The sequence below is a fragment of the Ignavibacteriota bacterium genome, assembly GCA_016708125.1.
Taxonomy (GTDB): domain Bacteria; phylum Bacteroidota; class Ignavibacteria; order Ignavibacteriales; family Melioribacteraceae.
Map to the genome: position 1 here is coordinate 3,363,873 of JADJGF010000001.1, position 20,034 is coordinate 3,383,906.

The 20,034-nt window shown below is 30.0% G+C and carries 15 protein-coding genes; all 15 read left to right on the forward strand.

Annotation, left to right across the window (positions count from 1 at the left end):
• Positions 1 to 145 precede the first annotated feature (145 nt).
• The 15 genes from IPH62_14510 (at position 146) to IPH62_14580 (ending at position 20,005) form a co-directional block, all read left to right on the forward strand.
• Positions 146 to 3,106, forward strand: coding sequence for a TonB-dependent receptor (locus IPH62_14510; GenBank protein MBK7106488.1), 2,961 nt, complete (start codon positions 146 to 148; stop codon positions 3,104 to 3,106).
• 47 nt (positions 3,107 to 3,153) lie between these two features.
• Positions 3,154 to 5,685, forward strand: a complete 2,532-nt coding sequence (locus IPH62_14515; protein MBK7106489.1) for a T9SS type A sorting domain-containing protein — start codon at positions 3,154 to 3,156, stop codon at positions 5,683 to 5,685.
• A 147-nt stretch (positions 5,686 to 5,832) separates the two neighbouring features.
• A complete protein-coding gene (locus tag IPH62_14520; GenBank protein MBK7106490.1) occupies positions 5,833 to 7,131 on the forward strand; it encodes an extracellular solute-binding protein in 1,299 nt (432 codons plus the stop codon).
• Positions 7,132 to 7,142: 11 nt separating this feature from the next.
• On the forward strand, positions 7,143 to 7,463 hold the full coding sequence (locus tag IPH62_14525; protein MBK7106491.1) for a hypothetical protein: 321 nt from the start codon (positions 7,143 to 7,145) through the stop codon (positions 7,461 to 7,463).
• Between the two features lie 140 nt (positions 7,464 to 7,603).
• On the forward strand, positions 7,604 to 8,623 hold the full coding sequence (locus tag IPH62_14530) for a HAMP domain-containing histidine kinase (protein ID MBK7106492.1): 1,020 nt from the start codon (positions 7,604 to 7,606) through the stop codon (positions 8,621 to 8,623).
• A gap of 7 nt (positions 8,624 to 8,630) precedes the next feature.
• Positions 8,631 to 10,085: a sigma-54-dependent Fis family transcriptional regulator gene (locus tag IPH62_14535; protein ID MBK7106493.1), complete on the forward strand. Its 1,455-nt coding sequence runs from the start codon at positions 8,631 to 8,633 to the stop codon at positions 10,083 to 10,085.
• 233 nt (positions 10,086 to 10,318) lie between these two features.
• Complete coding sequence (locus IPH62_14540) at positions 10,319 to 10,924, forward strand: class I SAM-dependent methyltransferase (protein MBK7106494.1); 606 nt, start codon at positions 10,319 to 10,321, stop codon at positions 10,922 to 10,924.
• 41 nt (positions 10,925 to 10,965) lie between these two features.
• The gene (locus IPH62_14545) at positions 10,966 to 11,157 is read left to right on the forward strand and encodes a hypothetical protein (GenBank protein ID MBK7106495.1); all 192 of its coding nucleotides are present in this window, start codon (positions 10,966 to 10,968) and stop codon (positions 11,155 to 11,157) included.
• 208 nt (positions 11,158 to 11,365) lie between these two features.
• Positions 11,366 to 13,213 (forward strand): right-handed parallel beta-helix repeat-containing protein, encoded by a 1,848-nt coding sequence (locus tag IPH62_14550; GenBank protein ID MBK7106496.1) that lies wholly within the window; start codon positions 11,366 to 11,368, stop codon positions 13,211 to 13,213.
• Positions 13,214 to 13,248: 35 nt separating this feature from the next.
• Complete coding sequence (locus IPH62_14555) at positions 13,249 to 14,235, forward strand: aldo/keto reductase (protein MBK7106497.1); 987 nt, start codon at positions 13,249 to 13,251, stop codon at positions 14,233 to 14,235.
• Positions 14,236 to 14,386: 151 nt separating this feature from the next.
• Entirely contained in the window at positions 14,387 to 14,743 is a 357-nt protein-coding gene (locus tag IPH62_14560) for a LacI family DNA-binding transcriptional regulator (GenBank protein ID MBK7106498.1), read from the forward strand.
• Positions 14,744 to 14,766: 23 nt separating this feature from the next.
• Entirely contained in the window at positions 14,767 to 15,414 is a 648-nt protein-coding gene (locus tag IPH62_14565) for a substrate-binding domain-containing protein (protein ID MBK7106499.1), read from the forward strand.
• A 406-nt stretch (positions 15,415 to 15,820) separates the two neighbouring features.
• Positions 15,821 to 16,846, forward strand: a complete 1,026-nt coding sequence (locus tag IPH62_14570) for a LacI family DNA-binding transcriptional regulator (GenBank protein MBK7106500.1) — start codon at positions 15,821 to 15,823, stop codon at positions 16,844 to 16,846.
• 484 nt (positions 16,847 to 17,330) lie between these two features.
• On the forward strand, positions 17,331 to 17,627 hold the full coding sequence (locus IPH62_14575; GenBank protein ID MBK7106501.1) for a hypothetical protein: 297 nt from the start codon (positions 17,331 to 17,333) through the stop codon (positions 17,625 to 17,627).
• A gap of 59 nt (positions 17,628 to 17,686) precedes the next feature.
• Positions 17,687 to 20,005, forward strand: coding sequence for a glycoside hydrolase family 3 C-terminal domain-containing protein (locus IPH62_14580; GenBank protein ID MBK7106502.1), 2,319 nt, complete (start codon positions 17,687 to 17,689; stop codon positions 20,003 to 20,005).
• The last annotated feature ends 29 nt before the right edge of the window (positions 20,006 to 20,034 follow it).

Below are 20,034 nucleotides of genomic sequence, written 5' to 3' on the forward strand. Positions count from 1 at the left end.
AATTTTATCAATTTAATAAATGCAGTGGCTATTCTTTATGCGTAATTCACTAATAGTTATATGATTATTTTTTGGCATTATTTATGAAGATTACTATTATTCATATACATTGACTATTTACAGTATATTAGACCGCGAGGGTAAAATGATTTTAAATCATATCATCAAAAAAACTGTATTTATTTACTTCTTTTTAATTTTAACATTCACCTATTCAAACTTACTTTCGCAAACCGGCTCAATAAAAGGTAAAGTTATTGATAGCAGCACAAAGGAAGCACTATTTGGTGCAAATGTAATTATTAAAGGTACATCTTTAGGTTCTGCTGCTGATATGGATGGAAATTATATTATTAGAAATATTCCTGTTGGAACCCAAATAATAGAAATTTCTTATATTGGATACAACCCTAAATCAACCGAAGTAAATATTATTGAGAACAGAACAATTAGTTATGATCTCAACTTGGATTATAAAGTAATTGAAGGTGAAGTTGTTGTTGTAACTGGTCAAGTTGAAGGTCAAATACAAGCAATTAATCAACAATTATCATCAAACACAATTTCTAATGTTGTTTCAAAAAGTCGAATTGAAGAACTACCTGATGTTAATGCAGCAGAATCAATAGGAAGGCTTCCGGGTGTTTCAATTAGCAGATCCGGAGGAGAAGCAAACAAAGTATCTATTCGCGGACTTTCACCAAAGTACAATACTGTTACTGTTAATGGCGTTCGTTTACCTTCAAACAGCGGTGAAGATAGAAGTGTCGATTTATCACTTATTTCATCAAATATGCTTGCAGGCATTGAAGTAAAAAAAGCTAATACTGCTGATATGGATGCTGATGCTTTGGGCGGTACAATTGATTTGAGATTAAAAGAAGCTCCATCTAACTTTAAGGCTAATATAAACGCACAAGGCGGATACAATAAAATGCTTAAGGATTGGGGAAATTATAATATTAATGGAAATGTGAGTAATAGATTTTTGGACGATATGTTTGGTGTAATATTAGGATTTAATGCAGATCAATATAATAGAAGTGCAGACCAATATTCCGGAAGTTACACTAGAAGGGATACACCCGATGGTATTACGGAAAACATTATTAGTAATGTTATAACAAGAGACGTAAATACAATTCGTGATAGATTAGGTGCAAGTTTAGTTTTGGACTATAGAATTCCTAACGGCAGACTGTCCTTAAACGGTTTTTTTAATCAGCTAAGTTGGGATCAAAAAAGAAGGGAACAAACTTATAATTTGACTGATAACCGTCATTATATTTTATTTAGAGAAAATGGTGGAAAAACAAATATTTTTACTGCGGCATTTGGATCAGAACAAGATTTTGAGTGGTTTAAATATGATTTTGGATTATCATTAAGCGGATCTGAAACCAGTGCCCCAAATGAACGAGAATTTAATTTTGTTAGAGAAGGTGGTTCTTTTGTTGGCGCAATTACTGTGGATACTCACCCAACAGAAATTTCGCAGCTTGCAACAAACGATTCAACAAGAATTGGTATTCAAGATGTTTATAGATATGATACTGATAGAAACGAAAATCAATCAACAGTTCAATTTAATATACAAATACCAATAAATTTGTCAAATGATATTACTGGACATGTTAAAACCGGCGCAAAATTTAGATGGTTGGATAGAAAAAATGATCAAGAACAGTACGGTAGAAATGGTCTGTATTACGGAAATGGTAGTGGTCCGAATAATTTCTTAACCGTACTTGGTGAAAGAATTCCCGAATGGGATGTTGAAGGATTAGTTGATCAATATGGAGTTCTTCCTATCTCTCATTTCTTATCAGATTATTCAAGAGATAATTTTCTTGATAAAAAATTTCCGTTAGGATTTCAGGCAGATTTTAATATGCTTAACAGAATGTACAATGCTTTGAATATGGTTACAGATAGCAGTGAATCTCAACTTGATGAAATTACAATAGGCAGCTTAGCTGATGATTACGAAGGAATTGAACACTATCAAGCTGCATATGCAATGGCAGAATTTAATTTTGGTAATTTGTTTACATTTATTCCTGGAATCAGATATGAAAATGATTATTCAAAATATACTGCTTTTGTATTTAGGGAAGTTACAATAAATAATACACCAGCTCCGCCTGCAGATTTAGATACTGTTACATCAATACGACAAAATGATTTTTTACTTCCAATGATTCATTTAATTGCAACACCAAATGATTGGTTGAAAATTAGGTTGGCATATACACAAACTTTAACAAGACCAGATTTTAATATGTATGCTCCGGTGACAAGAATTAATTCTCAGAATAATTATATGCGAGCAGCCAATACGAAAATAAAACCTTCTGTCTCAACAAATTATGATATAGCTGTTTCAATTTATGAAAACCATATTGGACTATTTACAATTTCCGGGTTTTATAAATCTATTAAAGATTTGATTTTCCAATACAATTATCCTATTAATTCTGATATTCCACTTAATGAAGGATTTTTAATTCCGGAAAATTGGACTAAAAATGTGCAGTATGGTGCAGATACTTATATAAATAATGAAAATCCGGCTTATTATAGAGGATTTGAAATAGATTGGCAAACGAATTTTTGGTTTATTCCTTATATGGAAGGTGTAGTACTTAATATTAATTACACAAGAATTTTTTCTGAAATGGATAAACAGAGATTTACTTTAGTTCAGTCTGATAGAAGAAAACCTGGAGGCGGACCGCCAAGATATTATATGGATTTAGCTGATACTGTAAGAAGCAGCAGATTACCCGATCAACCATCACATATTGCAAATATAACTATAGGTTATGATTATAAAGGATTTTCGGCAAGATTGTCATTCTTATATCAAACTGATAAAGTTGCATATATTGACCTGAATGAAGAATTGGATCAATTTAGTGGTGAATATTCAAGATGGGATTTCACATTACAGCAAACTATAATGGAAAATTTACAATTATTCTGCAATTTCACAAATTTGAATGAAAGACCTGATGAAAGTTTTAGAGGAACATCATTAAGTAACCCTACTTATATTGAGTACTATGGTTTAACAGTGGATTTTGGAGTAAGATTTAAGTTATAAAAAACGATATTAACAAAATATCACATATCAAATAACAGGAGGAATAAATGAGAATTAAGTACAAGATAATTTTAATGGCTTTGTTTCTTGGAGTCATTTTTTCTAACATCAAAGCTCAATCAGAGTTAGTTGTTGAATGGGCAGATGCAAATGGTGATGTAGTAGTAAATGCATTATACGATGCAGTTACAAATGATACACTAAGACCAGCGGATCGTGTTTACGTATTGCGCGCTGGCGGATATTACTGGAATTCAGAAAGAATAGATAATAACGGTTTCCATTTAAGAATAATTGGGGAAGAACCAGATCCGACCGATGAACTAAAAAATCCTGCTGTAATTCAAATGATAGCAAGAACTGACGGTTCAACAACAGATGGAATTATTAGAGGTTATAGTGATATTACTTTAAAAAATATTTGGATGACTGGAGCATTTGCTGGAACCGGAACACAAACAACTTATCAACCATTCCAAATGGATGCGACAAATAGTACTTTTGTGTTTGATAATTGTATTTTTGATAGAAGCAATTTTGCTATGATTGCTTTCACAAACAGTGGAAATGATATAACTATAACAAATTGTAAATTCAGAAATTTGATTGGAAGACCAAGCACACAACAATGGGAAGGTAGAGGAATTTCAATTTGGGCAGATCAAAAAAGTGTTGTTGTAGAAAACTGTACTTTTTTTAATCTTGGAATGACTGCAATTCAAATTGAAAGCGGTGCAGCAAAATATGTTAGAATAGTTCACAATACATTTGTAAATATAGGTAGAATTATAACTCAATCAGGCTGGTGGAGAGACGCTTATATTGCAAATAACGTTATTGTTAACGGATTCTGGCATGCTGAAGGCTATATTGATTACTCAAGTGCAGGTCGTGATCCGAGAGGAACTTTCCCAGGATATTTTGGTATCTCAGCACTCCCATCAATGTATGGTCCAGAAGAAGGTCGTAGATTTTTACTTGCAAATACAACAGCTTATACTGTACCGGAATTTATATCATATTATGCAGATTCATTATTAGTTGCGAAGTATATTGGAAATCCAGCTAAAGAAGATTTTATAGATCTTTACGAAAATATGAAAGTAATGGATACACTTTGGGTTGATCCGGGAATGCCGACAAATACAACTGAAAACTATGCGAATATGATTCAAAACATTCAAGATTTACGTGCGGGAGTTTCACCCGCTCATGAATGGTTTTGGAATCTTCCAGTTTTTGAAGGCGTTGAGTGTTATGAATGTGTTAGTTGGCCTTTACCGGAAAATTTTAAATACACAAATACTAATCTGCTAACTGCAAGTACAAATGGTTTACCATTAGGAGATTTAAACTGGTTCCCAGAATCAAAAGCGGTCTGGGAAGCAAATCATGCTGAATATGTTGCATATATTGAAAGTTTAGCTGGTGATGTAGTAAACTATGAATTAGTTGATGAAGCACAAGCTGAAGATGGAACCCTTGCAAATGGATCTGAAGTTGTAACAGCGCAAGGATTATCCTACTATGAAATGAACTCAGGTTTTATTGAATGGACTTTTGATGTAGCAGAAGCTGGACAATATGATATAAATTTATATTTACATCTTAAAGGACGTGGAACTAGCGGAGTAAATTTCTTCGTTAATGGATTTGAAGTTCATGACCCAAGAGGTTGGGGACAATACGTATTTGGAAATGACGATGCAAATACAACAGTTAATGCTGGTTTTGATATTAATAATTGGGGATGGTGGTTAGTAAAACAAGAAGAATTAAAAGAAGTAATTGATAATCCTGCATTAACACCACTTTATTTAAATGCAGGTACAAATGTAATTCAAATTAAAGCCTCTTGGTGTGATAATAAATTTGGTGGATTTGAATTAAGAAAAGCAGGAACAACAGATGTAGTTTTAACTCTTAAAGGAGCTGATGTAACAGCATATTCTGTTGCAACACCAGTATTAGAAGGAGCTCCTTGGGCACCACAATGGTTTAAATCTGTATCTTTAAATGGTGGCAGCACTACATTGAATTTAGATGCTCCATCTGATGGTGATTATGTTGTTCAAGTTTTTTATCAGAATTATAGTGCTGCATCTACAGGAAATGTTTTAGTAGACGGTGCTACTGTGGTAACATTTGATTTTAATTCCGATCCAGATTCAGTTGGATTATCAGGATTATCTTCAGCTTTCCCTTTAACTGCTGGTACTCATGCAATTGGATTATCAGGAAGCGGCGTTAGTTTAGATTTGGTTCAATTAATTAAAAAATCTGTAGCTGTAGGTGTTGATGATGATTTATTGCCTGAAGGATATGAATTATCTCAAAATTATCCTAATCCCTTTAACCCAAGTACTCAAATTAATTTTTCAATTGGTAAATCCGCAGATGTTAAATTAATTGTATATAATGTTTTGGGACAAAAAGTTGCAACATTGATAAATAAACCATTAAAAGCTGGTTCTCATCTTGTTAACTTTAATGCCAGCAATCTAAGTTCAGGTGTTTATTTTTATGGGTTAGAAGCAGGTGAATTCAAACTTTATAAAAAAATGATGTTATTAAAATAGTGCCTCCCACTAGGTTATAAAATAAGGTGATTAGCAATTTATAATTGTTGATCACCTTGTTTATTTTTAAAGGATTATTTTTGTTAAATTATAATCATCTAAAACATTGCATAAATATTCTTAATTCAAAAATTAAATCAAAATTAAATGATTAGAATAAAACAAAAATGGGGTTTCGCTTTTCTGTTTTTTATCGCATTAATTTACGTAATAATTTTTTTATTAGGGATATCTTCTTCGTCTAAAGGTGTAACTGAAATTTACTTTGCAGATAGAATTACAAAAGCTCACAAAATTTTAATAGATAGATACAATGAAATTAATAAAGGCAAAGTTAAAGTTATTCCAATTGATTTTTCCAATTTTGATTTTAGCACAAATGACAGAAAAGAATTATTAGCAAGATCATTACGCGGTAGAGGAGATGGAATTGACCTTTTGGCAGTTGATATAATTTGGGTTCAAAGGTTTGCAAGATGGTGTGAACCTTTAGATAAATATTTTTCTAAAAATGAAAAAGATAAACTTCTTGATCTCACAATGCAATCATGCTATTACGAAAATGATTTGGTTGCTGTTCCGTTGGATATTTCACTTGCACTTATTTATTACCGTGAAGATATTTTAAAAAGTCTCCCAAACGGAGATGAAATTTTGTCTTCCCTTGGAAATTTAACTTGGGAAAAATTTATTGAATTGGGGCAACAAATAAATTTACAAAATCCATTTTTCATTTTTCCCGCTGCGGATTACGAAGGATTAATTTGTGTTTTTATGGAATTGCTCACAAGTATTGAACCTGAATATTTTGGAAAATATTCTTTTAATTTAAATACCGAAGCAGCAAAAAAGGCACTTACACTTCTTGTTGATTTTGTTAATAAATTTAATTTATCGCCAAAGGAAGTTACCGAATTTACGGAAGTTCCTAGCTTTTCGTATTACTTAAAAAACGATGGATTATTTATAAGAGGCTGGCAGACATATAGAAAGGATTTTGAAGAATCGCCCATTGATCTGGATAAAGAAAAAAAATTAAAAACCATGCCGGTGCCAAGTTTTAGTGGCGGAAAAAAGACTTCAACATTTGGCGGATGGAATTTAATGATTCCAAAATTTTCGGAAAATAAATTAGAGACCGTAAATTTCATTAAATTTTTATTAAGTGAAAGTTCGCAGGAAGTTATTTATGATCAAGCTGGATTTGCTCCGGTAATTAAAAAGTTTTACACGGATGAAAATTATTTGAAGAAATACCCCGAAATTATTGAGCTGAAAAAAATATATGATACCGGAATATTTAGACCAGCACTCCCGGAATACACAAAGTTTTCTAAAATAATGGCTCACTATTTTACTCTTGCGATTAAAAATAAAATATCGGTTGATCAAGCTTTAACAATGGCATCTCAAGAAATTCTATATGATAAAATGCTTGTTAAATAAGTGTTGCTTAAATGTTAAAAAATAAACTTAAAAATAAATTTTCAAAGTATGGGTTTGAAATAAAGCATATCACGGTATTCTTTATTGTGCTTATTTTGTTTCAAATCATTTTAGCATTTGTTCAAAAATCATCTCTTAACCAATACCTAAACGAAACACAAAATTGGTATCAAAAACATTCTGCCGAAAGATTAGCTATTATAACTTCTACAAGTATGGAACTTCTTTTTGAAAATCTTATTCAACAAAAATTTATTAACGATCTTGAAGAAAGAAAAATTATTTCATCTTTTAATGTAATTGTTAAACAGCAGTTATTACAAAAAGTGTAAATGATATTTTCTTAATACTCATAAAAGAAAATAAACTTTATATCATAGATTCCGGAATTGAACTTCATAATTTTCTTAAAAATAAATTAGAACCGTTTGAAGTCGGTCAGCAAAAATATGCCCAAGAAGTTGGATTATTTTTGCGACACAAGACATCAATGGAGAAAAATGAAATTATTTATAGCGAACTTCACAATAACGAAACTTTTAATATCCTTGTGCCATTTGTTCCCGATGGCGAATATTTAGGCGTAATGTTTATGAAGATTACACCGAATTTTAATTTTATTTCCAACGAAGTTGCTAAAAATTTTGATAATATTTCAATCATTTATTCTATATTAATTTTTATCGGACTTCTCGCAATATTTTTGGTTTCATCTCAAGCAGTAAAGGAAAGAAATGAAGCTCGGCAAAAATTATTTGAAGAACACGAAGAGAATATTAAAAACCAAGTGAGAACTGAAAAAGAATCATTATTTACGAGAAGAATTTATCATACTCATCATAAGGCAGAAAAAATAATTGGATTTATTAAAGAAGATGTAAGAAGTGCAAATTCCGAAAATATCCATGAATTAAAGAAAAAAATTATTACGTATTCTAATTTTATATCACGAATAATATACGATATGAAATGGTACGATCAAGCAATAAATACAATTATCAATCCAATGTTCCGAACCGATATAAATCATGCAATTCAATTTATTATTGATAATATTTTTCTAAGACTAAGCAGTAAAAATTATATGTTTGAATTTAAAGTAAATTTAGATGAAAAAATTCCTAAAGTACATGTAAATGAATTTATTGTTTGGGAAATTATTGAGCCGCTTATTCAAAATAGTATTGATCACGGAAACAAAAAATTTATTAACATTATTGTATCAACAAATTATAATGTTGAGAAAAATATTACAACAATAATTATTGAAGATGATGGTGTTGGCGTTGAAAATGAATTACTTCAAATTGGCGAACAAGGTATAAAAAATATTTTTCTTGAAAATAAAACTACAAAGAAAATGGAGAATATAAATTCGGGTTATGGCTGCTACATTGCTTATCAAATGGCTGTGCAAAGATGCGGCTGGGATTTAGATGTTGATAATAAAAAGGATGGCGGTTGTATTTTCACAATTAAAATTAAAAACTGAGGAATGAATGTCGGAAAAACCAAAGATAAATATTTTGTTAGTCGAGGATGAAGAATTTGATGTTAAACGGGTTAAAAATACTTTGCGTTATTATGAAAATAGATTGTTTGTTGATAAAGTGGTTTCTAACGGAAGAGCGGCAATTGAATTTATTAAAGAATTTCCGGATAGATTTGATGTTGTAATTCTTGATTATCAAATTTCCGGCGGATGGAAAGGTGAAGAATTAATTCAAAAAATTAAAGAATGCGATAGATTCATTCAAATAATTGTAATTACGAAAATGACGATTAACATTACCGATTATAATTTTGCAAACAGCCTAATAAAATCGGGAGCATTTTGGTATTGCACAAAATTCCCTGGAAATATTGAAGATTATATTTATCAGCCAACGGATTTTATTCTAAGCATTTTTAATGCATTCGAAAAGAAAAAATTAGAAAAACAAAAAAGTAAATCTGATACAAGATTAAATAAAAATATTGAATCTATGCTTGAGACAAAAAAAATTATTGGCGAATCAACGGCAATGATTGAGCTTAGAAGTCTGATAAAAAAATATGCAATGAGTGATGCAAATATTATGATCAGCGGAGACTCGGGAACCGGAAAGGAGTTAGTTGCGTGGAATATTCATCTTAACAGTAAAAGAAAACATGAAAATTTTGTTCCAATAAATTGCGGAAGTATTCCCGGAGAATTATTAGAAAGCGAATTGTTCGGATATCAAAAAGGTTCATTCACCGGTGCTTCAGCCAATAAACAAGGGTTGTTTGAAATTGCCGATCACGGTACACTTTTTTTAGATGAAGTTGCCGAACTTCCACTTTCGGCACAAGTAAAATTGCTTCGCGTAATTCAAGAGGGTGAAATTGAAAAAATTGGAAGGACAAATAAAATTTCGGTAAATGTTAGAATTATTGCGGCAACGAATAAAGATATTATAAATTGTGTTAGTGAAGGAAAATTTAGAGAAGATTTGTATTATCGTCTTAATGTAATTCCAATTGATGTTGTGCCTTTGAAATATAGGGGAAAAGATATCCTGGAATTATTTTATCACTTCCTCGAATATTTTACTGATGATCTGGAAATCCCAATGCCCAAGCTTGATCCGGAAGCAGAAGAAATTTTACTAAATTATAAATGGCCCGGAAATGTTAGGGAATTAAGAAATGTTGTTCAAAGATTGGTGTTAAATACGCAAGGTATAATTACGGCAAAAGATATAAGCAATCCCATGATTTTAAGAAACCATAGAATTATTAAAGAGAATAAAAATTTAGACAGCATTAATTTTGATAGAATTGTTCCTTTAAAAGAAATTGAAAAAGAATTTAGAGTAAAATATATTTCTTACGTAAAAAGTATTTCCAATTCTGATTCGAGTGCGGCAGATAAATTAGGATTGGCTCCATCCAACTTTTATAGAATGTGTAAAGAACTAGGACTGAAATAAAATTCAAATCATTTCATTAAATTTCTCTGAGTATTTATAAATTAGTATTTATGGTTCATTTTAAATTGTATTGATGACTATTTAAAATATTCATTAGTCGAAAAATCAAATTGTGAGTGAGATAAAATTTTATGTTTAGTTCTCGAGTTTAATTTTTTGTATAGATTAAAACATACTTTTTATAATTTTCGTGCCGACCAATATTTTTTAATAGAATTTTAAAGGATAAAAATATGAATAAAGATTATTTTCAAAACAAATCTAAAAATTATGAAAATAATGCCGGTACAGTTGATAATGTTGGCAATATTGCAAATTCAATTATAGAAAATATTGTATTTGATAAATCAATGCGTATAATGGATTTTGGTTCCGGTACCGGATTATTGTTGGAAAAAATTGCTCCTTTTGTGGAAAAAATTACAGCCGTGGATATCTCCAAATCGATGAATAAGGAATTGGAATCGAAGAGAAATAAGCTACTGTGTAAACTTGAAATTGTTGAAATGGATTTATCCCAAACTAAATTAAACATTAAGTTTGACGGAATTATTTCGTCAATGACAATGCATCATATAAAAGACATAAAATTAATGTTTAAAAATTTTTACGAAATGCTGAATGAAAATGGATTTTTAGCAATTGCTGATTTGGATGTTGAAGACGGTACTTTTCACACAGAGGATACTGGGGTTTGTCATTTAGGTTTCGAAAGGAATGAATTTTTAAATTCAGCAAAGGAAGCCGGTTTTAAAAATCTTAATATTATTTCTGCAAGTATAGCCTACAAACCTCAAGGTCAATATCCAATATTTTTATTAACCGGAAATAAATTTTGAAGATAAAATGCAATTTTATAAAAATTAACAAAGAGTGAGAATTGAATATTTGCGGAAAAGTTAAGGAAATTATTAAAACAAATAATGTAAATGATTTTAAGAATTTAATTGAATTTTTGAAATTTACAAATTGTAAAAAGGAAGCGGAAATAAGAGCATTATTTTTTTCTTGCGGAATGCATCCTGAAAAATATGATTTATTAAAAAACCAACTTTTTGTTGAAAATAGGTAATTGGATAATTTCATCTTTTTTCTTTTCTAAAATCAAAAATTGCATAAAAATTAACTATTGCAAAAATTAAAACTAAAATGTATTTTTTAAAACCGTTTCAATAGTTCAAAAAACGATTAAGAAGACTTATTAGTTAAATTTTATAAAACACTTATTGAGATAAATTTTCATTATATAAAAAATACCTAATGAAATTTGAAGGTGAAAGATGAAACTAAAAACCAATTTTTCCCAACTTATAAGTTTCTTATTGTTGTTATTAAGTTTCGCAATACTTTACGCGCAGCCTTCCGGCGGACCATACGGGCCAGCGCAATTAAATTATGAACTTCCTAAAATTTCTGGGAAAATAATTTTTGTTTCTCCAAACGGAGATGAGAATAATTCCGGTGAAAATTTAGAAAATCCAACAACTCTAAAATCTGCAATTGATAAAATAAATTCCGGTGATGCAATTATTTTACGCGGCGGAATTTACAGAACCGGCAATTTAATTTTCAATCAAAAAATAATTATGCAGCCGTATAAAGATGAACATCCAATTTTAAAAGGAACATTTGTTGCAGAAAATTGGGAAAATTTGGGAAACGGTTTGTGGGTAACTAAATGGGAATATTTATTTCCATCAAAACCGGATTCTTGGTGGCGAAGAAATCGCGAAGGAAAAATTACAGCTCAGCATAAGTTTAATAATGATATGGTTTTCGTAGATGGATTATTTCTTCAATCTGCCGGCTGGGAAGGTGAGGTTGATGAAAATTCTTTTTTCATAGATTATGAAGATAAAAATGTATATATCGGAATTGATCCGACAAATAAACTAATTGAAATTACAGCGTTTAATGTAGCTTTAATTCGTACAACAAAAAATGTAAATGGAAAAATTTCTGATAAAAAAGGTCCGGAAATTCACGGAATAACTTTTACGCAATATGCTTACAGAGCAATAGAGATAGAAGGAACAGAGCCGGAAGGTTTAGCAAATCCCGCAGATTTTGGTAAAGATGTTGTTGGAACCACTTTTAAAAATTGTACTATTTCTTATTGCTCAAGAGTTGCTGCATATATTCGCGGAGATAATTTAATAATAAAAAATTGCATGATTTCAGATACAAGTACGGAAGGTTTATATGTCCTAAGTTCTTCTAATGTTCTGCTTGAGAAAAATATTTTCAGAAGAAATAATATTGAGCAAATTACCGGTTATTATCCGGCAGCTGTAAAAATATTTAATCAAACTTACCGCGTTACTTGCAATGATAATTTGGTGATTGAGCATCCATTCTCAAATGGAATTTGGTATGATGTTGGAAATGTGGATGGAGTTTTTACAAATAATTGGATTCAAGATGTTGGTTTTGTAAATACCAAAGTTAATGAAAACCAAGTCTGGCCGAGTCAAAACGGATTCTTTTTTGAAATATCGCAAAGAGCAATTTGCACCGGAAATGTTTTTGTAAATTGTGATCATGCGATTTTGGTCCTTAATAGTTCTGATGTAAAAATTTATCAAAACACATTTGTAAATAGTATGGCGGTTATGGGTAGAGATGCAAGGAGTGCACAAGGAGATCATTTCGGCTGGCATCCAAGTACGGGACCGGATGTTGATGAAAGAATAAATCATGTTTTTGTAAATAATCTTTTAACTGCCGATGAAAATTTTCATCGCCCGCTTTTCTTAGCTTGGCAATCTGAAAAACTTTGCGGAAAATTAAGTGATTCACAACTTAAAGAATTTGATAATAATGTTTATGTTCGCAAAAATTCAGATGAAAAAAATCCAATTATTTGGTGGGGACCATCACAAAACGAAAAATGTTTTTCATCATATTCTAATTTGGAAAGTTTCAAAAAACAAAATCCTAATTTTGAAAAGAGTGGAATTGATTTAACAAATTATAATGGACCACTTTTTAAGAATTCTATTTTGGGAAATTATCAATTGATAGAAAAATTTCCATATGCAAAAAACGCTTCAGAGTTGCCAAAAGAAATAAGTAAGTATTTTAATCATAAAAATAATTTTGTCGGTGCGTTTGAACCGATTGAGTAGAAAATAAAAATTTTAGAATAATTTGAGAAAAATCAATGAAATATAGAAAACTTGGAAGAACCGGCTGGGAAGTATCGGAAATAAGTTTTGGTGCTTGGGCAATCGGCGGTGATTGGGGAAATGTTGATGATAAAGAATCGCTGCAAACTTTACATTTTGCAGTTGAAAATGGAATTAATTTTTTTGATACTGCCGATGTGTACGGTTCCGGGAAAAGTGAGAAATTAATTTCTCAAATTAAAAAACAGTACAAAGATAAAATTATTGTTGCAACGAAAGCTGGAAGAAAATTAAATCCACATAATTCAGAAGGCTATAACAACAAAAAAAATCTTCAAGATTTTATTGAGCAAAGTTTAAAAAATTTGGAAGTGGATTCTCTCGATTTGCTCCAACTTCATTGCCCGCCAACTGATGTTTATTACATGCCGGAAGTTTTTGAATATTTAGATGATTTTGTTAAACAAGGTAAATTAAAATTTTACGGAGTAAGTGTAGAAAAAGTTGAGGAAGCACTAAAAGCAATCGAATATCCTAATGTTCAAACTGTGCAAATAATTTTTAATATGTTTAGACAAAGACCTTCAGAATTATTTTTCGATCAGGCAAAAAAGAAAAATGTTGGAATCCTTGCACGCGTTCCTTTGGCTTCCGGATTATTAACCGGTAAAATAAATATGCAAACTGAATTTCTAAAAAATGATCATAGAAATTATAATAGAAATGGCGAAGCTTTTGATAAAGGCGAAACCTTTTCCGGAGTAAATTTTGATTTAGCATTGCGAGCAGTTGAAGAAATAAAAGAAATTTGTCCGAATAATTTTTCACTTTCTCAATTTGCATTAAAATGGATTCTTGAATTTGATGCTGTTACTTGTGCAATTCCCGGCGGTAAAAATGTTGGTCAAGTTAGAGAAAATTTATTAACATCAGAGAAAGAAAATTTAGATGAAAGAACTTTAGATAAAATTAAATTTGTTTATGAAAAATTTATAAAACCGGAAGTTCATCAAAAATGGTAAAATATTTACTTTGAAATAAAGATTCATAATCATAAGGTTTTAGTTTATAAACTTTTGAGGAATAGACTTAAAATTGTTATTTTTAGATTATTAAATCGGTTCAATTTGAAAAATTTTATATAGATAGACTAAATGTTATCAGGAGAATTTGATGAAAAAAATTACAATTGTTGATGTTGCTCAACGTGCGGGAGTTTCCAAAGGCACAGTTTCGGCAGTAATTAATGGTAAAAATTCCGTAAAACCATCAACAAGAGACGAAATTTTGGCAGTAATGAAAGAACTAAATTTCAGACCCAAAGGAATTGCACGTAAGTTAAAAAATGGAGAAGTTGATAACACAATTGGACTAATTATAAAAGATTTAGGTTATCCGTTTTATACATCTATTGCTGCCGGAGTAAAAGAATACGCAAATAGTAAAGGATATTCCGTAATAATTACAAGTTCGGAAAATAATCACGAAAGTGAAATTAGATTTTCTCACATTTTTCTACCAAAGATATAAAAGGGACAATAATTGCACCGGTTGTGGAAGGAACATCCGAAATTGAACATCTTTTTAAGCTGAAAATGGTGAATTATCCATTTGTACTTTTAGAAGATGTTAGAGGAATTCAAGCCAATGTAGTTGCAATAGATAATTTGAAAGCAATTAAAAAAGCAGTAAAGTATTTAATAGATGGCGGACACTCAAAAATTGTACATTTTGCCGGACCACACAAATCTTCACATACACAAGAAAGAATTCAAGGATTTCGCCATGCGTTTAGTGAAAGCACACTTGTTTTTCATAAAGATATGATTGTTGATATTGGTTCCGGTTATGATGAAAGTTTTACAAAAACGATAGCATATTTTAAAGATAAAAAAAAGGAAGATTACCCAACTGCAATTGTATGCTTCAATGATCAGCAAGCGCTTGGAGTTATGATTGCATTGAAAGAATTAAAAATAAAAATTCCGGAAGATATTTCAGTTATTGGGAATGATGATATTTTTTATTCACAAATTTATCCGGTTCCGTTAACAACAATCAGAGCTCCATTACAAGAAATAGGAAGAAAGGCTGCAGAAATTCTAATTACTAATATTGAATCATCACAAATAATGCCTATTGAAAGAGTGGTAATGAATACAGAATTTATTATTAGAAATTCTACAAAACTGCTAAAATAGCTTTTTTGTATTCCTTCAAAAATATAATTACATAGATGCCTATTTCTGAATAGTCTAATAATTTGAAAAAATATGTTATAAATATTTTTTCATTTCAGACCAACCTAATTATAATTTCAATACAAACCGAATATTTTATTTTTCAATCAACTTCTATTTATTGAAATGTTATGAAAATTCTATCTCTAATTTAATTTTGTGAAAGATAGTTTGCGATTTATTATCTCAATTAGAATAAATTTATTGAGTAATATGTAAATTAGTTGACAAAAAAATATTTATATGATAAATAATTTTCAAAACATATTTTTCTTCATAACATTATTTTTTTCTTGGAAAGAAAATTTAAATATTTTCTAATTAATGTTTGGGTTCAGTTTAAACTAGATTAAAAATTGGAAACTCTATGAAAAAGATCACTATTACAGATGTAGCTAAACGTGCAGGTGTATCAAAAAGTACTGTCTCTGCAGTAATAAATGCAAAAAAGAATGTGAAACAGGTTACAAGAGATCATATTTTAAATATAATGAAAGAACTGAATTTTAGACCAACAGGTATTGCAAGGAATTTGAAAAATCATGTTCTTGATAAATCAATTGGTATTCTAATTAAAGATCTTCGTTATCCCTTTTTCACTTCTATTGCGTATGGAGCAATGGAATATGCAAATACTAAAGGATATTCAACCTTTATTGTAAGTTCTGAAAATGATCATGAAACAGAAAAAAAACTATTACAGTTGTTTTCATTTAAAGGAATAAAAGGGGCAATAATTGCTCCAATTGTTGAAGGTGAATCGGAGATTGAGCATCTATTTAAACTTAAAATGAATAATTATCCTTTTGTTCTACTTGGAGAGGTAAGAGGGATTCAATCAAATGTTGTTGCGATAGATAATAATAGAGCGATTAGAAGAGCAGTGAAATATTTAATTGATAATGGTCACACAAAGATTTTACATTTTGCAGGTGGATCGTTTTCATCCCATACACAGGAACGTATTGATGGATTCAAGGAAGCATTTAGTGAAAGAGCTCTTATTTTTAAAAAAGAAATGGTGATTCCGATTGGCTCATTTTATAACGAAAGTTTTACAAAATCTATGGAATATTTTAAAAGTATTAAACAAAAGGACTTGCCAACGGCAATTGTATGTTTTAATGATCAACAAGCTCTTGCAGTAATGGCAGTCTTAAAACAACTTAATATAAAAGTTCCGGCTGATATTTCAATTGTTGGAAATGATGATATTTCTTATGCAGATATTTATCCAATTCCATTAACAACAATTCGTGCACCTCAACATGAGATTGGAATAAAATCAGCTGAAATTTTAATTAGAAATATTGAATCATCATCTATTTTACCAATGGAGAAAGTATTGCTAGATTCAGAATTTATTGTAAGAGAATCTACAAGAAAACTTTAAATTTCATTAAATCTATTAACCGTTTTCTTAATTTGATATTTTAAAAATGACAAAAATATTTTGATTCGTTTTTTGTAAATAACTCCAAAGTTTATGTAAATTACATCTTTTTCTTCAGTTAAAATTACAATTTCTCTCAAATAAACCGTATGAATTTTAATAAAAATACAAACAACTGAAAAATTTATTTAACAGCATTTTCATTAGTTAATTTTTTTTGAAAAAGATCTTTTCGGCTTAAACAAAAAATAAAATAATTGATTTTTAAAAAAAATATTACTAAACTTCAATATGAAAATCGAACTATCAAACCGGTTCAATAGTTTAGTAAATTTAATATGATATTGAGATTCCATTGTTCATAAATAAAATAAATAAACAATTTAAGAGTTGAATATCCGATTGAAAAAAAATTTACCATAAAAAGAGTTTTACATAATTAATAGATTCTATCATGTATTAGTTATAAATACTAAGGGGCAACATGATAAAAAAAATATACTGTTTATTTAAATCAAAATATTTTCATACTAAAAAAATCTACTTAATTCAAGAGCAATTAAGTATCAGTTTGTTATTGATTTTATTAAGTAAAATCATTCCGACAAGTTTCATATATATCTTTCAAACAATTAGCAGATCAAAAAAATTAGTTGATAATTTAATTATCGATTTCATCATCAATTCACAAAATTTATTTTCTTCCGGACTTAAAATGAGTTATGTAAAAATTGATAGTCAAACAAAAGGTTTTTTAATGAAAAGAAATATTTTAAAATAAAAATCAATTTGAAAAGTCAAGCAAATCAAATAAATAATACAGTTTCATACGATTAAAAAATGGATGAAAAATTGATAACAAAAGAGAAAGAAAAATTAGAAGATATCCATGATTATAAAAACAGTAATCTTCCAATAGAGATAAGAGTCCATGATCTTTTAAGTAAAATGACACTTAAGGAAAAAGTTGCACAGATGTTATGCGTATGGGGACAAAAGAAAGATTATTTTCTTGATGAAGAAAATAATGTAGATTATGAAAAAATGAAATCCAAATTAAATAATGGATTAGGACAAATAGGAAGATTAAGTGATACCAATGGTGGATTATCACCAGTTGAAATGGCAGAAATGTCAAATAATTTGCAAAAATATTTTGTCGAAGAAACAAGATTAGGGATACCGCTTATTTTTCATGAAGAATGTTTGCATGGTTTAGCTGCAAAAGAAGCAACAAGTTATCCGCAGCCGATAGGTTTAGCATCAACATTTAATCCGGAACTAATTGAAAAAATTTATACCGCAATTGCAGAAGATACAAGAATGCGCGGTGCTCATCAAGCTTTAACTCCTGTTGTGGATGTAGCAAGAGAACCACGTTGGGGAAGAGTTGAGGAAACTTTTGGAGAGGATCCGTATTTAGTTACAGAAATGGGCAAAGCTGTAATTCGTGGTTTTCAAGGAGACGGTTCCTTTTCAGATAGTAAAAAAGTAATTGCAACATTAAAACATTTTGCCGCACACGGTCAACCGGAATCTGGCTCAAATTGCGGTCCAGCAAATATTTCAGAACGAGTACTAAGAGATACATTTCTTTCTCCTTTCAAAGAAGTTATTGATAGCACAAAACCATTATCGGTAATGGCTTCATATAATGAGATAGACGGAATTCCATCTCACGCAAATAAATGGCTGCTTAGAAAAATTCTACGAGATGAATGGAAGTTTGAAGGATATGTTGTTTCTGATTATTACGCAATAACCGAACTTAATAAAAAAGATGAAACGGTTAGTCATTCAGTTGCAAAAGATAAAATTGATGCCGCATATCTTGCTGCAATAGCTGGTGTAAATATTGAATTACCTGAAATTGATTGTTATCCGAATTTAGTTGATTTAGTTCAAAGTGGAAAGCTTAAAGAATCAATTATTGATGATCTTGTATCACCGATGTTAAAAGCCAAATTTAAATTGGGATTATTTGAAAATCCATATACTGATATAGCTTCTACCAATAACAACACAAAACTTTTTAATGATAAAAAAATTGCTCTTGAAGCAGCACAAGAAACAATTACATTGCTGAAAAATGATAATAACTTGTTGCCGTTAAATTTAAGAGAGAAAAGTACAATTGCTGTTATTGGTCCAAATGCCGATAGAGTTATGCTTGGCGGATATAGCGGAAAACCCAAAGAATTCACAACAGTTTACAAGGGAATAAAAAATAAAGTTGGTGATAAATATAATGTTATATACAGCGAAGGATGCAAGATTACAATAAATGGCTCTTGGAATGAAGATTTGGTTACTCCTTCAAATTATGATGAAGATTTGAATCAAATTAAAGAAGCTGTTGAAGTTGTTAAAAAATCTGATGTAGTATTATTAGTATTAGGCGGAAACGAACAGACATCTAGAGAAGCTTGGAATAAAGATCATCTTGGCGATAGAACAAGTCTGGATTTAGTTGGAATGCAAAATGATTTAGTGAAAGAAATTTTACAAACCGGAAAACCAGTAATTGTGATTCTTTTTAATGGCAGACCAAATTCTATAAACTTTATTAAAGAAAATGTTCCATCTATTTTGGAATGCTGGTATTTGGGACAAGAAGCCGGCAATGCTTTAGCGGATGTTTTATTTGGAGATATTAATCCAAGCGGAAAATTACCAATTTCAATTCCAAGATCGGTAGGACATATTCCTTGTCATTATAATCACAAACCTTCTTCAAGAAGAGGATATTTATTTGATGATATTACTCCGCTTTATCCATTTGGCTTTGGATTGAGTTATTCAAAATTTGAATTTAATAATCTTAAATTAAAAGATTCTAAAATTTCCTTAGAAGATTTTACTTCAATTTCAATTGATGTAAAAAATATTGGAAATTATACCGGTAAAGAGGTTTTGCAAATGTATGTGCGAGATTTAGTTAGTTCCGTAACGAGACCAGTGAAAGAGTTAAAGGGATTTAAGAAAGTTGAAATTAATCCCGGCGAAACAAAAACCGTAACATTTAATCTTTCATTTAAAGAACTTGCATTTACAGATGTAAATATGAAATATACCGTTGAACCTGGTGAATTTGAAATTATGGTCGGAAATTCATCAGATGATAAAGATTTATTAAAAGTAACACTTGAAGTTGTGTAGTAAATAGATAAATAAATTTACAACTTTTC

Bases quoted from the DNA above. Each gene is read 5' to 3' on its own strand.
- IPH62_14510 (MBK7106488.1), top strand. From the start codon at position 146: ATGATTTTAAATCATATCATCAAAAAAACTGTATTTATTTACTTCTTT.
- IPH62_14515 (MBK7106489.1), top strand. From the start codon at position 3,154: ATGAGAATTAAGTACAAGATAATTTTAATGGCTTTGTTTCTTGGAGTC.
- IPH62_14520 (MBK7106490.1), top strand. From the start codon at position 5,833: ATGATTAGAATAAAACAAAAATGGGGTTTCGCTTTTCTGTTTTTTATC.
- IPH62_14525 (MBK7106491.1), top strand. From the start codon at position 7,143: ATGTTAAAAAATAAACTTAAAAATAAATTTTCAAAGTATGGGTTTGAA.
- IPH62_14535 (MBK7106493.1), top strand. From the start codon at position 8,631: ATGTCGGAAAAACCAAAGATAAATATTTTGTTAGTCGAGGATGAAGAA.
- IPH62_14540 (MBK7106494.1), top strand. From the start codon at position 10,319: ATGAATAAAGATTATTTTCAAAACAAATCTAAAAATTATGAAAATAAT.
- IPH62_14550 (MBK7106496.1), top strand. From the start codon at position 11,366: ATGAAACTAAAAACCAATTTTTCCCAACTTATAAGTTTCTTATTGTTG.
- IPH62_14555 (MBK7106497.1), top strand. From the start codon at position 13,249: ATGAAATATAGAAAACTTGGAAGAACCGGCTGGGAAGTATCGGAAATA.
- IPH62_14560 (MBK7106498.1), top strand. From the start codon at position 14,387: ATGAAAAAAATTACAATTGTTGATGTTGCTCAACGTGCGGGAGTTTCC.
- IPH62_14570 (MBK7106500.1), top strand. From the start codon at position 15,821: ATGAAAAAGATCACTATTACAGATGTAGCTAAACGTGCAGGTGTATCA.
- IPH62_14575 (MBK7106501.1), top strand. From the start codon at position 17,331: ATGATAAAAAAAATATACTGTTTATTTAAATCAAAATATTTTCATACT.
- IPH62_14580 (MBK7106502.1), top strand. From the start codon at position 17,687: ATGGATGAAAAATTGATAACAAAAGAGAAAGAAAAATTAGAAGATATC.